The 13,539-nt window shown below is 62.3% G+C and carries 12 protein-coding genes; all 12 read left to right on the top strand.

Annotation, left to right across the window (positions count from 1 at the left end; genetic code table 11):
- Positions 1 to 228: 228 nt before the first annotated feature.
- Positions 229 to 2,238: a DUF3363 domain-containing protein gene (locus CYJ10_RS24135; RefSeq protein WP_101683985.1), complete on the top strand. Its 2,010-nt coding sequence runs from the start codon at positions 229 to 231 to the stop codon at positions 2,236 to 2,238.
- A gap of 350 nt (positions 2,239 to 2,588) precedes the next feature.
- Positions 2,589 to 3,590, top strand: a complete 1,002-nt coding sequence (locus tag CYJ10_RS24130; protein WP_257993498.1) for a LysR family transcriptional regulator — start codon at positions 2,589 to 2,591, stop codon at positions 3,588 to 3,590.
- A 140-nt stretch (positions 3,591 to 3,730) separates the two neighbouring features.
- A complete protein-coding gene (locus CYJ10_RS24125) occupies positions 3,731 to 4,015 on the top strand; it encodes an EexN family lipoprotein (RefSeq protein ID WP_180863043.1) in 285 nt (94 codons plus the stop codon).
- A 234-nt stretch (positions 4,016 to 4,249) separates the two neighbouring features.
- Positions 4,250 to 6,211, top strand: a complete 1,962-nt coding sequence (locus CYJ10_RS24120; protein ID WP_101684093.1) for a conjugal transfer protein TraG — start codon at positions 4,250 to 4,252, stop codon at positions 6,209 to 6,211.
- Positions 6,208 to 6,672 (top strand): CopG family transcriptional regulator, encoded by a 465-nt coding sequence (locus CYJ10_RS24115; RefSeq protein WP_219621510.1) that lies wholly within the window; start codon positions 6,208 to 6,210, stop codon positions 6,670 to 6,672. Before CYJ10_RS24120 ends, CYJ10_RS24115 begins: the two co-directional genes overlap by 4 nt.
- Before the next feature lie 50 nt (positions 6,673 to 6,722).
- Complete coding sequence (trbB, locus tag CYJ10_RS24110) at positions 6,723 to 7,673, top strand: P-type conjugative transfer ATPase TrbB (protein ID WP_374703301.1); 951 nt, start codon at positions 6,723 to 6,725, stop codon at positions 7,671 to 7,673.
- Positions 7,670 to 8,071 carry a TrbC/VirB2 family protein gene (locus CYJ10_RS24105; protein ID WP_445347044.1) on the top strand — a complete coding sequence of 134 codons (402 nt, stop codon included), beginning with the start codon at positions 7,670 to 7,672 and terminating at the stop codon, positions 8,069 to 8,071. The genes trbB and CYJ10_RS24105 overlap by 4 nt, the downstream gene beginning before the upstream one ends.
- Positions 8,068 to 8,337, top strand: coding sequence for a VirB3 family type IV secretion system protein (locus CYJ10_RS24100; protein ID WP_101683983.1), 270 nt, complete (start codon positions 8,068 to 8,070; stop codon positions 8,335 to 8,337). Before CYJ10_RS24105 ends, CYJ10_RS24100 begins: the two co-directional genes overlap by 4 nt.
- Before the next feature lie 11 nt (positions 8,338 to 8,348).
- Positions 8,349 to 10,799, top strand: coding sequence for a conjugal transfer protein TrbE (gene trbE, locus CYJ10_RS24095; RefSeq protein WP_101683982.1), 2,451 nt, complete (start codon positions 8,349 to 8,351; stop codon positions 10,797 to 10,799).
- Complete coding sequence (gene trbJ, locus CYJ10_RS24090) at positions 10,796 to 11,533, top strand: P-type conjugative transfer protein TrbJ (RefSeq protein ID WP_219621509.1); 738 nt, start codon at positions 10,796 to 10,798, stop codon at positions 11,531 to 11,533. The genes trbE and trbJ overlap by 4 nt, the downstream gene beginning before the upstream one ends.
- Positions 11,534 to 11,561: 28 nt before the next feature.
- Entirely contained in the window at positions 11,562 to 12,776 is a 1,215-nt protein-coding gene (gene trbL / locus CYJ10_RS24085; protein WP_101683981.1) for a P-type conjugative transfer protein TrbL, read from the top strand.
- Positions 12,777 to 12,779: 3 nt separating this feature from the next.
- A complete protein-coding gene (gene trbF, locus CYJ10_RS24080; RefSeq protein ID WP_101683980.1) occupies positions 12,780 to 13,478 on the top strand; it encodes a conjugal transfer protein TrbF in 699 nt (232 codons plus the stop codon).
- The last annotated feature ends 61 nt before the right edge of the window (positions 13,479 to 13,539 follow it).

The following is a 13,539-nucleotide window of genomic DNA, read 5'->3' as shown; positions in this document are numbered from 1 at the left end:
TGGGGGCGAAGTTGGGGGGCGACACGCGGGCTCATTTGGGGGCGGGAAGGCCGTGCAAGATAAAAGCGCGCGGCACGGCGGTTGGCCAAGAACCCATCCACACCCGGCCGACGACAGCACGGACCGTGTCATGACACGTGCCGTGATCCGGCGCCAGGCCGCGTCATGATGGGAGATGCCGCGTGCTTTTGACCTGATTGATACGACAGTCTGCGATGGAGTTTGCTCATGTCCGGAAGCGAAGACAACCCGTTTTGGTTGCGCCCTGGTGCGCCTCGGCAGCGTGAGAGCGGCCTGGTCGAACGCGTGTTGCACCAGGCTGGCAAAGCGGGTGGGAAGGTCGGCAACCTCGTCGGGAAAGGCACCCATCATCGGCCCGGCGCCCGGCTCGGACGTGGGCATGTGGCAGGGCGCTGTGCGGAGGATGCCCGCAGTGGCGCATCGCGTCGTGTCACCGTCAAGACGCGTATCGTCGATATGGCAAAGACCGGACCGGGGGCCATCGGTCTGCATCTGCGCTACATCGCCCGCGATGGCGTTGGCCGAGAGGGGGAAGCAGGCCAGGCCTATGGGCCGGCCGCCGATGAGGCCGATCTGGATGCATTCAGGATGCGCAGCGCTGGTGATCGCCACCAATTTCGGCTCATCGTCTCGCCTGAAGCTGCCGGAGAGCTTGTTGACCTGCGCACGTATACCCGCCACCTGATGACGCGCGTGGAGGCCGATCTGGGCACGCGTCTGGAATGGGTGGCTGCGAATCACTGGAACACCGCCAACCCTCATGTTCACATTGTTCTGCGCGGCAAAGATGAGACCGGTCAGGACCTGATCATTGCGGGGGATTACATCTCCCAGACAATGCGGCAGCGTGCATCAGAGCTTGCGACCGACTGGCTCGGACCCCGCACCGAGCTGGAGATGAGGCGTGGGTGCCTGCACGAGGTAGAGCAGAACCGCTGGACTGACCTCGACAGCACGCTGCAGAGTGCGCTAGCCCCCGACGGTTTAGCGCGCAAAGCCATTTTCGACGCAACGCATCCGGGCAGCGGTAAAGCGTTGAAAAACAGACTGCATCACCTGGTGCGCCTTGGGCTTGCGGCCGAGCGCCAGCCTGGCGTGTGGAAGGTCAGTCGCCATGCCGAAGCCACCTTGCGAGCGCTTGGTGACCGCGCCGACATGATCCTGACGACGCAACGGGCGTTGGCGGGCAGGCCACGGGAGCTGGCGGTGTTCGAGCCACATGAAGCCGGGCATGGGATAGTTGGCCGGGTGGTCGGCAAAGGCCTTACGGACGAGAGGCACGACAAGGCGTACCTGGTCGTGGATGGCGTCGACGGCAAGGCGCATTACATTGCGCTGCCGATGCGCGCGGAACTGTCACAGTATCCCAAAGGCGCTGTCATCGAAGTCAGCGGGTCGGCCGTATCGCGTGTCATAGACGGCAATATTGCGGCGATGGCCGTCAATGGGATCTACCGCGTTGACCATCATCTGGCGATCGCGCAAGGCGCGCCGAGGGGCGCTGAGCAGGGTGAGCGAAAGGACGAGGAAAGGGACGGGGGGAGGGGCGAACATGACCCAGAAATGATATTGACCCGCCACCTTCAGAGGCTCCGGGTCTTGCGCCAGGCCGGCATCGTAGAGCGCGTCGCCGAAGGCATCTGGCGCGTGCCCGTTGATTTAACCGAACGCGGTCGTCAACACGATGCCACGCATCGCACTGGCGGCGTGACGATAGGTTTGAAATCCAGCCTGCCTGTCCACCGCCAGATCCGCCTGGTCGCTCCAACGTGGCTGGATCGGCAATTGCTGGTCGACGGCAGGGGGTTGGCCGAAGTCGGGTTTGGCGGCGAGGTCAGGCAGGCGCTGCATGAGCGCGCCGGCTTCCTGGTCGAGCAGCGTCTGGCGGTGAGGCGGGAAGACCGCGTCTTTCTCGCGCCGAATCTGCTGGTCGCGCTAAGGGGCCGTGAACTCGAGGCGGCTGCGCAGGAGATCGCAAAGCAGACCGGGCTCGTGAATCGACCCCTGGTGGAAGGCCGGCTGGCCGAAGGTATCTATCGACGAAGCGTGACGCTTGCGAGTGGGCGCTTTGCAATGCTGGACGATGGAACCGGATTTTGCCTTGTACCCTGGAAACCGATAATCGAACGGCACCTCGGACAGCGTGTCGCTGCGCAGATGCACGGGGGCGACGTATCCTGGGACATCGGGCGCCAGCGTCGGCCTGCCATGTCATAGCCGAACGCGTCCGACAACAAACGATGCGATTGCGGTCACCATGGCATCTATGCGAGGAGTATGTGGAGGCCGCTCGCATCGTCCCGACGCTTTAGATCCGGTCTGCCCGTCGTCGCGGTGGCTTCATAATCCCGAAGCTTCTGCAGCAGGGCGGGCAGCCCGCCTCGCACAAGGACTTGCATGGCTTCGTCTCTGGTCATCACGTGATAGGTATCCCAGAGGCGAGGGTGGCCAGCGTAATTGCATTGTCCGTGCAGAGGAGGAAAACCGGTCCTATCCGATTTGATAGGCCTCGCTATGGATCGGGTCCGAAGGGGCGCATGCTCGCTGCTTTGAGTCGTCTTCGCGGCATGAAACTCGATGAAACCGTATCGCCCGTGCCGACAATAATGGACGCGGCTACAGAGAGGCGTATGCGAGACCGATCGGCCATCGGGAAAATGGATCTTCGGCACTTGCGTTGCTTCATGGCGGTGGCTGAGGAACTGCATTTCGCGCGCGCGGCTGAACGACTACACATCGAACAGTCGCCGTTGTCTCGGACGATAAAGGAGCTAGAGGATGATCTGGGCGCCACACTGTTCGCACGGACTACACGCCGCACGCGCCTGAGCCGGGCGGGTCAGACGCTGCTCGGTCATGCGCATCGAGTTTTCGCGGAGCTGGACCGCGCACGTGACGCAGTGCAGGCGGTCACGCACGGCTTTCGGGACCAACTGTGTCTTGCGTTGTCCGACGGCAGCGGTCGTCCGGGATTACCGGCATTGCTGGCGAATAGTCGACTGGAGGATCCGGATGTCGATTTCCGGTTGTTCGAAACGACGGTGTCCAAACAGGTCGATGGCCTACTCGACCGGCGGTACGACGTCGGCTTCGCTCTGACTGACGACGTCGGTGACGACATCGTCTCGCACCCGATCTGGCGCGAGCCGCTTGTCGTGGCGTTGCCCGCGCATCATCCGTTGCTGTGCTATCGCAGGATCCCGCTCGAAGAGTTGCTCACCCATCCCCTTGTGCTCTGGGACCCCGAGGCATGCGAAGGTCTTGCGCGCAGTGTCGACGGTGTACTGCGTCTTTTGAACAAGGAACCGCTGATCCAGGAGCGAGTGGCGTCGGTCGAGATGATGCTGACACTGGTGGGCGCCGGCGCCGCACTGGCATTAACCGGTGCGTCACAAGCGGGAGCCGCCCGGGACTTTGGGATCGAGCTTCGGCCCGTGGCGGGGGCGGCGCCTCCAGTGACCACCTATTTGCTACATCTGGCCGGCGAGCCCCGCCAGTCAATATCTCGGCTCGTTACCCGGGCCGGTGCCGTCGGTCCTGCTGTCCTCCCCAGGCGGACGCAAACCTAGGCTGGAGCAAGGTCGGACGCCGTCGGACCGTAGCTTCCCCGGCAAGTGCAGGGTCGAATGAAACGGGTCGCCACGGTGCCCCATTGATCTGAATCGCCACCGCTATCTGCGTCCCTCTTTTCTAGTCACCGGAGCAGTAAATGCTTTTCATTCGATTCCAAAAGGATGAGGCGCTGAGCATAGTGCTGTTTGCCAGGATCGCCATGGTCGCCGCGCTGCTGTCGGGATGTCATCGACAGCCACCGGACGACACTGTGGAATCGATCATGGCCAATCCACAGCGGCGCACCGAGCTGCAATCGCTGTGCAGGAAGAAACGTGCAGACATGAGCCGCGTCCTTTGCCGACGTGTCGCTGAGGCGCGCAGACGGAAACGTTTGGAAAAAATTGAGGCTCAGGAAAGCCAGACACTGCGCGAGAGGTGACGAAAGACTCCGCTTGTCATCGCGCAGTTCGTGTGCACCGAACGCAAGCTGTCATTGTCGAGGCTTTGCGGCGACGCGTTCTTCTTGGGCGTAGCGCGAATTCTTGTCTTCTGCGACACCATTGTTTTCACAACAGTCTTTGACGGGCCGTGCGCGGCACACCAATCTTCCTGCTCAGGCACCTAGTCGTGCGCTGCGGGAGTGGTGGTCATGCAAGATCGAGCGAATCTGAGGTTGCAAGGTCAGGGCGTATATCTCGGCCAGGTCGCCGTGGTACTAGGCATTGTTGTCGTGGGTGTGTGGGGCGCTACGCAGTGGACAGCGTCTGCATTGGGGTACCAGGCTACCCTTGGCGCGCCATGGTTAGACGTACTTGGGCGCCCAATCTATGCACCGTGGCGTCTGTTTGAGTGGTGGTTCGTCTACGATGCCTATGCGTCGGGGATCTTCAACACCGGCGGCGCCTTGGCGAGCGCTAGCGGACTTCTGGCGGCGGGCGCAGCCATCGGCATGTCGGTGTGGCGCTCCCGGCAGCACGGGCCTGTAACGACTTACGGATCGGCACGCTGGGCCAATACGCAGGATGTGCGCAAGTCTAGCGTGACAGAGCCTGTTGGTGTGTTTCTGGGTTTGCACGACGATCAGTATCTTCGTCATGAGGGCCCGGAACACGTTCTGGCTTTTGCGCCCACACGTTCAGGTAAAGGGGTGGGGCTCGTGGTTCCCACGCTCTTGAGTTGGCCTGGCTCCGTGGTTGTTCATGACATCAAAGGCGAAAACTGGACGGTCACGGCGGGCTGGCGTTCGCGCTTCTCACATTGCCTGCTTTTCAATCCGACTGACGCGCGTTCGGCCGCCTACAACCCGCTGCTTGAAGTCAGGCGCGGTGAGAATGAAGTGCGCGACGTGCAGAACATCGCAGACATTCTGGTCGATCCGGAAGGGGCGCTGGAACGGCGCAATCACTGGGAAAAGACGAGCCATGCGTTATTGGTCGGCGCCATCCTGCACCTGCTCTATGCAGGGCGGGACAAGACATTGCGTGGTGTGGCCAATTTTCTTTCCGATCCGGCCTCGACGTTCGAATTGACCCTGCACCGGATGATGACAACGCGGCATCTGGGGGACACGACTCATCCTGTCGTTGCGTCGGCCGCGCGAGAAGTCCTGAACAAGTCGGCCAACGAACGTTCCGGTGTGCTGTCCACTGCCATGAGTTTTCTCGGGCTGTTTCGGGATCCGACGGTGGCCGAAGTGACATCACGCTGTGACTGGCGCATTGCGGATCTGATGGCGGGGACGCATCCGGTCTCTCTGTACCTGGTAATTCCGCCCTCCGACATTAGTCGCACGAAGCCTCTGGTGCGGCTGATTCTGAACCAGATCGGTCGACGCTTGACCGAGTCGCTCGACGGGAGTGGGGGCATCGTTCGTCGTCACAAGCTGTTGCTCATGCTCGATGAATTTGCTGCCCTCGGACGCCTTGACTTCTTCGAAACCGCACTGGCGTTCATGGCAGGTTATGGCATTCGCAGCTTTCTGATCGCCCAGTCGCTTAACCAGGTCGACAAGGCGTACGGTCAGAATCACTCGATCCTCGACAACTGTCATGTGCGTGTGACGTTCGCCACCAATGACGAGCGTACAGCCAGGCGGATTTCGGAGACCCTTGGTACGGCCACCGAATCGCGCGTGCAGCGCAACTACGGCGGCCATCGGCTGGCGCCCTGGCTGGGACACCTGATGTTGTCGCGACAGGAGACGGCCAGACCCTTGCTGACACCGGGCGAAGTCATGCAATTGCCCTGCGATGAGGCGATCGTGATGGTGGGAAGTTGCCCGCCAATTCGGGCGAAAAAGCTGCGGTACTTCGAGGACCAAAATTTCAAGGCACGTGTTTTGCCGCCGCCAGTGCTGATCACTGGCGGCTACGCAGACCTGCCCGCCGCCCGATCCAATGAATGGCGCCAACTTGCGACTCCGGAAGCCAAAGTCGCGTCGGACAACGCGCAGGAGATCGATGCAGCGGCGGCTGTCGACGCGGATGACGAAGAGGGCTGGGGTCGGATTGCGGAGGGCGCCGACGCGTCGGCATACAGCGTATCGCCGGGCGGCCGCCCGAACGATCTCGCCTTGCTGGACGACGATTATCTGCTGCCTGTCGTGCAGCACACCAATGAGCCTGTGCACCGATGAGCCAGTATCGCCTGAACGTCTTCATCGCGCCCAACCACGCAAGCCGGCTTGACGAGCTGGCAACCAGGAAGGGCGTGTCGAAATCCTCTATCGTGGCAGCCGCGCTGGCCTCCTGGCTGTCTCCGGACGCTGGTGATCGACGTGAGGCGGCGATGGCCCGACGTCTGGATCGCCTGTCGCGCCAGTTTGACAGACTGGCGCGTGACCAGAACATTCTGATTGAAACGCTGGCGCTCTATGTCCGCTACTACCTGACAGTGAGCAGCCCCATACCCGAGTCGCACCAGGAAGCCGCACGTGCCCATGGCAAGGTTCGTTTTGAACAGTTTGTCGAACAGCTTGCGCGACACTTGTCCCGAGGCAGAAGTCTGGTAAGGGATCTGGTGGAGGACCTGCCGCAAAATGATCGTCAGGCCGAGGCCGATACGCAACCGCCTGCTTCATTGGAGCGAACCTCGTGAGCCGCCAACCATCGACTCAAAGCAGCAGCGCGCTGGATCGGCGCAGCCGGATGCTCCGTACCGCAATGGGGCCCCTGATTGCCGCGGCGCTTGACGAACCAGATGTCGTGGAAGTCATGCTCAACCCCGATGGCACGCTGTGGGTGGACCGATTGTCCAGCGGTCGCGCCCCGATGGGCGCGGAACTCCCGGCGGGAGACGGTGAACGCATTATCCGGCTGGTGGCGGCGCAAATGGGAGCCGAGGTGCATCGCGGTCAGCCGCTCCTCACTGCGGAACTGCCCGAAACCGGAGAGCGCTTTGAAGGCGTTTTGCCGCCGGCAGCACCCGGGCCCGCATTCGCCATTCGCAAGCGCGCAATTGGGGTCATGACGCTGTCGCGTTACATCGAAGACGGCATGATGACGTCTTCGCAGGGTGAATATTTGCGCCGCGCAATCCAGGCGCGACAGAACATACTGATCGCGGGCGGCACGAGCACGGGGAAGACGACACTAGCCAATGCCTTGCTCGCGGAAATCGCGGCAACAGGCGACCGTGTGCTGGTGCTGGAGGACACCGTCGAGCTCCAGTGCGTGGCGCGCGATCACGTTCCCTTGCGGTCGCGAGCGGGAATTGTTTCTATGACCGAACTGGTGCGTTCAGCCATGCGGTTGCGGCCCGATCGTGTCGTGGTGGGCGAGGTACGCGGCGGTGAGGCGCTGGACCTCGTCAAGGTATGGGGAACCGGTCATCCCGGTGGCATCGCGACGATTCACGCGGGCTCTGCCAGCGGGGCGCTGCTGCGGCTCGAGCAACTGATCCTCGAGGTTGCCGCGAGCCCGCCGCGCGCGCTGATTGCTGAGGCTGTCAACGTGATCATTTACCTGGCTGGCCGCGGCGGACGTCGCCGGATGGAAGCGCTCGTTCGCCTGGCTGGGTTCGATGACAACGGCTATCGGCTCGCCGAAGCGATGCCATCCGATTTTCCCGAAACACCGCACGCAGGAGACGTCTCATGAATCGAGCGCATGCGTGGCATTACACAAAGCTCGCACTCCGAGGGCTTGCCGGAAGGGCGAACAGCCGCTGGTCAAACGTATCCGATGCACCCGTGAGCGCCATGGTGAATGCCATAGTGAGTGCCACCCTGCTGGGCGCAGCGGATGCCGCGCATGCGGCCGGCTCTTCCATGCCATGGGAGCGGCCGTTGCAAGCGATTCTGGACTCCATTCAGGGGCCTGTCGCCAGAATCATGGCGGTCATCATCATTATTGCCACCGGACTGACCCTGGCCTTTGGCGACACATCGGGCGGTTTTCGCAAGTTGCTGCAGATCGTGTTTGGGTTGTCGATCGCGTTTGCGGCGTCGTCCTTCTTCCTTACGTTCTTCAGCTTTGCGGGAGGCGCCGTTGTATGAGCTCCCCTGAAAACTTGCCCGGATTCGAAGTGCCATTGCACCGTGCCTTGACCGAACCGCTCCTGCTCGGCGGGGCGCCGCGTACCGTTGCGATTGCCAACGGTACGCTCGCGGCCGCCGTTGGCCTGGGCCTCCAGCTCTGGGTGGCTGGCGTGGCACTGTGGGTGGTCGGTCATGCGCTCGCTGTGTGGGGCGCACGCACAGATCCGCAGTTCATGGCCGTGTTCGCCAGACACATGAAGCACAAGGCATTTTTTGACGTCTGAGGGTCAATATCATGCTAAACCTCACCGAGTATCGACGGCGTCCGGCGCAGTTGTCCGACTGGTTGCCCTGGGCGGGATTGGTCGCAGCCGGCGTTGTGCTGAACAAGGATGGATCGTTCCAGCGTACCGCCCGCTTTCGAGGGCCGGATCTGGACAGCGCGACGCAGGGTGAGCTGATCGCGACGACGGCACGGCTTAACAACGCATTGTGCAGGCTGGGCAGTGGGTGGGCACTCTACGTGGAGGCAAGACGCCAGCCGGCCGGGGACTATCCTGCGTCTGCGTTTCCGGAGGCGCTGTCGTGGCTGGTCGACGAGGAGCGTCGGGCGGCATTCGAGGCTGCAGGTAACCACTTCGAGAGTCTCTACCATCTGACGCTGCAGTACCAGCCACCGGAAGACGCGCGTGCGCGTGCTGCACGGCTGTTTTACGAACATAAGCGCTCGCCGGGCGTGGACTGGCGCGAGCGCCTGGCCGTCTTCGTAGCGGAGACGGAGCGTACTGTTGATCTGCTTGATGGGGTCATGCCCGAGATCGCGTGGCTGGATGATTGCGAGACGCTGACCTATTTGCACGCGACCGTCTCCACGCGCCACTATCGCGTCCAGGCGCCGGAGATTCCGTTCTATCTCGATGCATTGCTTTCCGACTGTCCGCTGTCGGGCGGGCTTGCCCCTGTGCTGAGTGATCAGCATCTGCGTGTCGTCACCGTGCGAGGCTTTCCTGCATCGACCTGGCCGGGCATGCTGGACGACCTCAATCGTCTGGGCTTCGCATACCGCTGGAGCACGCGCTTTCTGTGCATGGACAAAGCCGAAGCCGAGAAAGAACTCGGGCGTTTGCGCCGTCAATGGTTTTCCAAGCGCAAGAACGTCGCGGCGCTGCTGCGCGAGATCATTTTTCATCAAGAAAGTCCGCTTCTCAATGCTGACGCCGACAACAAGGCAGCCGACGCGGATGCTGCCATGCAGGCACTGGGAAGCGACCGGGTAGCCTTCGGCTATGTCACGACGACAGTGAGCGTCCTCGATGCGGATGCACCCGCTGCCGATGAGAAGGTGCGTGGCATCGAACGTGTCATCCAGAGCCACGGGTTCGTGACGATTGCCGAGACGCTGAACGCCGTGGATGCGTGGCTGTCATCCGTGCCGGGTCAGGCCTATGCCAACGTGCGCCAGCCGATCATCTCGACCCTGAACCTGGCGCATCTGCTTCCCGTGTCGGCGGTGTGGGCAGGCCCTCAGAAGAATGACCACCTGGACGGGCCACCGCTGGTCATCACGAGAACAGATGGTGCGACGCCTTTCCGATTCGTGACTCATATTGGTGACGTGGGCCATACGCTGGTGGTGGGACCCACGGGTATGGGAAAGTCAGTATTGCTGGCGATGCTGGCGATGCAGTTCCGGCGCTATGCCGGTTCACGCGTCATCGCCTTCGACATGGGGCGTTCGCTGCGGGCAGCCATCCTGGGTCTGGGCGGCGAGTACTACGACCTTGGCGCCGGGAACACGATCGCGTTCCAGCCTCTCGCGATGATTGATAACGAGGGTTATCGGAGTTGGGCGGCGCAGTGGGTGGAAGGGCGACTGATTCATGAAGGCACAGCGGTTGGTCCCGAGGAGAAGGCTGCCATCTGGTCTGCGCTCGAGAGTCTCGCCGGTACCCCGCTGGAGCAGCGGACGTTGACGGGTCTCTCGGTGCTACTCCAATCGAATCGTTTGCGGCAGGCGCTGGCCCCTTATGTGCTCGGCGGCCCCCATGCCCGGCTGCTCGACGCGGATCATGACCGGCTGGGCGACGCCAATGTGCAATGTTTCGAGATGGAGGCACTGATGCACAGTCGCGCGGCTGTCCTTGCGGTGCTGGGATACCTGTTTGCGCGGTTCGAATCGCGGCTGGACGGGGCCCCCACGCTCCTGGTCCTCGACGAGTCCTGGCTATTTCTTGATGACGAGTTCTTTGCGGCGCGCATTCGCCAATGGCTCAAGACGCTGCGTAAGAAGAATGTGAGCGTGATCTTTGCGACACAGTCACTGGCCGACATCAAGGATAGCGCGATTGCACCGGCCATTATCGAAAGTTGTCCCAGTCGCATTTTTCTTCCCAACCCACAGGCGACCGAGCCTCAGATCCGGTCGTTCTACGAGGGCTTTGGGCTGAACCCGCGTCAGATCGAACTCATAGCATTCGCCCAACCCAAGCGGGACTACTACTACCAATCCCGTGCCGGCAACCGCCTGTTCGATCTGGATCTTGGCGCGATCGCGCTGGCGTTCGTCAGCGCCGCGACGCCCCTGGCACAACGCGATATCGATCGTGTGCTGGCCGAGGCAGGGGGGCCGGGATTCGCGGCTGCGTGGTTGCGCCATTGCGGCCTCCCATGGGCGGCGGATCTGCTGGGCGCAGCGCCAATAGTTGTCGGGTCTAAGACAGACGCTATGGGGGAGCTCTCGTCATGACGCGCGTTATGGGGTCGATGGTACGTATTCTCATCTTCGCGGGTCTGCTCGGCGTAGCCAAATCGGCCGTGGCCGTCACAGTATTCGATCCTGCAAATCTCGTGCAGAACACCATGACCGCCATGCGCACGCTGGAAATGCTCCAGAAGCAGGCAAGGCAATTGCAGAACCAGGTACAGATGCTGATGTACCAACAACGGAACCTGGTGAATCTTCCATTCGACGTATCGAGGCGTTTGCGCTCGACACTGGACGCCACGACGCAGATTCTTGCGCGGGCCCAGGGGTTGTCGCTTGACGTGGCGCGACTCGATCAGGAATTTGAGCAGCTCTATCCCGAACGATATGCGCAAGCGATGAGTGGCAACGGAATGCTCCAGCAGGCGCGCGAGCGCTGGCTGAACCTCCGCCACGGCCTGCAGACCGCGCTGCAGGTGCAGGCGCAGGTGACGCAAAACCTCAGGGAGGACGAATCGGTCATCGCGGACCTGCTGGCGAAGAGCCAATCGGCAACGGGCGCGCTGCAGGCGATGCAGGCGACCAACCAACTCCTGGCCTTGCAGGCCGCGCAATCCATCCAGGCCCAGCAACTCCAGCTGACGCACAGCCGTGCAGCGGCCCTGGAGTTGGCGGGCCAGGCCGCCGCCGTGGAGCGCGGGCGCGAAATGAGCCGGCGGTTTCTGGGTACGGGGACGCCGTACACGCCGCATGCGGTTCGGTTCTACGGGCGATGACCGTTTGCCGGTGAGTAAGGAAATGGCCATGCATGACCTGAACGTCATCGACCGGTTCCTGGGTACGTTCTCAACGTATATCGATACGGGCTTCGGTCTCCTGCGGGGAGAAGTGGCATATATGAGTGGCACGCTGGTCGCCATTGACATGACGTTGGCCGGCCTGTACTGGGCGCTCGGGCATGCCACGGGGCAGGGCGACGACGTCATGGCCAGGTTGATTCGCAAGGTGCTGTACGTCGGAACGTTCGCCTACATCCTCGGGAACTACAACTGGCTGGCGGGCATTGTGTTCCACTCTTTTGCTGGCCTGGGTATCACTGCGACCGGCAAGATTTCCATGGCGACCTTCCTGCAACCCGGGCACCTTGCCAAGACGGGCATCGACGCCGCTGCACCCATCCTGAAGGAGATGACGAGGCTGTCCGGCTTTCCGGATGTCTTCGTCAATCTATCCACGATAGCGGTGCTGTTCCTGGCATGGCTGATCGTCGTGGCCAGCTTTTTTGTTCTGGCGGTCCAGCTACTCGTGACGATGATCGAGTACAAGCTCACCACGCTGGCCGGTTTCGTGCTGGTACCGTTCGCGTTGTGGAACAAGACCGCATTTCTCGCAGAGAAGGTACTTGGTAACGTCATATCCAGTGGTATCAAGGTGCTCGTGCTGGCGGTGATCGTGGGTATCGGTACGGGACTGTTCGCCGAATTCAAGACCGCGCCTGTGCAGCCTTCGGTCGACGACGCCCTGGTCATTGCTCTTGCCGCCCTGTCCATGTTGGGGCTGGGAATATTCGGAACGGGCGTGGCGAACGGCCTGGTCTCTGGGGCCCCCCAGTTGGGCGCCGGGACCATGGCAGGGGCCGCGCTCGCGACGGGCGGTGCTGTAACCGCCGCCGCCGCTGCCGCCCGTGGCATCGTCGGCGCCGTCACCGCAGGCGCTCGCCTGGCGCCGGCCGCTGCCAGGGCGATCCAGACGCGCCTCATGTCGGCTGCAAGTCGCGGCATGCCAAATTCTGGCCCTGCAAAGGGTGCAGGCGTGTCTCAGGCCGCATCCGCATCCGCATCCGGGACCGGTGCGGGTCCCGCAGCCGAAGGTCAGCAACCCGAGTGGGCAAAGCGTCTGGCGAGTGCCCGGCAAATCGCCCAGGGCGTGACCGTGGTGGCCAATACCCTGCGCGGCGGGGACGGGGGCGGCTCGGGCAGTGGCCCGAGTCTTGGCGACAACGGTGCGCAGGGAAAATAGGCCATGCGATTTCGGCGCCCACAGGTGCGATACGCCGATACGGCGCTTCCCATCACCCCGTATCAGGCGGCCGGGCAGGTCTGGGACGAACGGATCGGGGCTGCGCGCGTGCAGGCGAGGAACTGGCGTCTGATGGCCTTCGGTTGTCTGTTGCTGGCGCTCACTAGTACGAGTGCCCTTGTCTGGCGTGCGTTGCAGTCGACCGTTACGCCGTACGTGGTGGAAGTTGACAAGACGGGGCAGGTTCGCATCGTGGGAGAGATGCCATCTGCGTATCAGCCAACTGATGCACAGATCGCATTTCATCTGGCGCATTTTATTTCGCTCGTACGCGCGTCGTCACTGGATCCTGTCGTCGTACGTCAGAACTGGCTAGACGCCTATGAGTACACCACGGAGCGAGGTGCGGGCGTGCTGAATGAACACGCCCGCCGCAACGACCCATTTGCCCGAATCGGCAAGGACTCTGTGACGGTGCAAGTGATGAGCGTGGTGCGCGCAAGCGATGCGTCGTTCAACGTACGCTGGACCGAGCAGCGCTTTGTGAACGGTGCGCCGGAAGGCCTCGTGCGCTGGACTGCGGTGATCTCCACCGTCCTGCAGGTACCGCGCACCGAGCATCGCATCCGCAAGAACCCGCTCGGGATCTATGTCGATGGACTGTCCTGGAGTCGCGAACTTGATGCGCCAGAGCACCGCTGAGTTTCCTTCGACAATGGTCGGCCGTCGCTGCCGGTCGCTGCTCGGCCCCGCCCTTTCCTGA

It is taken from the genome of Cupriavidus pauculus, from assembly GCF_002858765.1.
In the GTDB taxonomy this organism is placed as follows: Bacteria; Pseudomonadota; Gammaproteobacteria; order Burkholderiales; family Burkholderiaceae; genus Cupriavidus; species Cupriavidus pauculus_B.
This window is presented reverse-complemented; position numbering and strand designations above follow the sequence as displayed.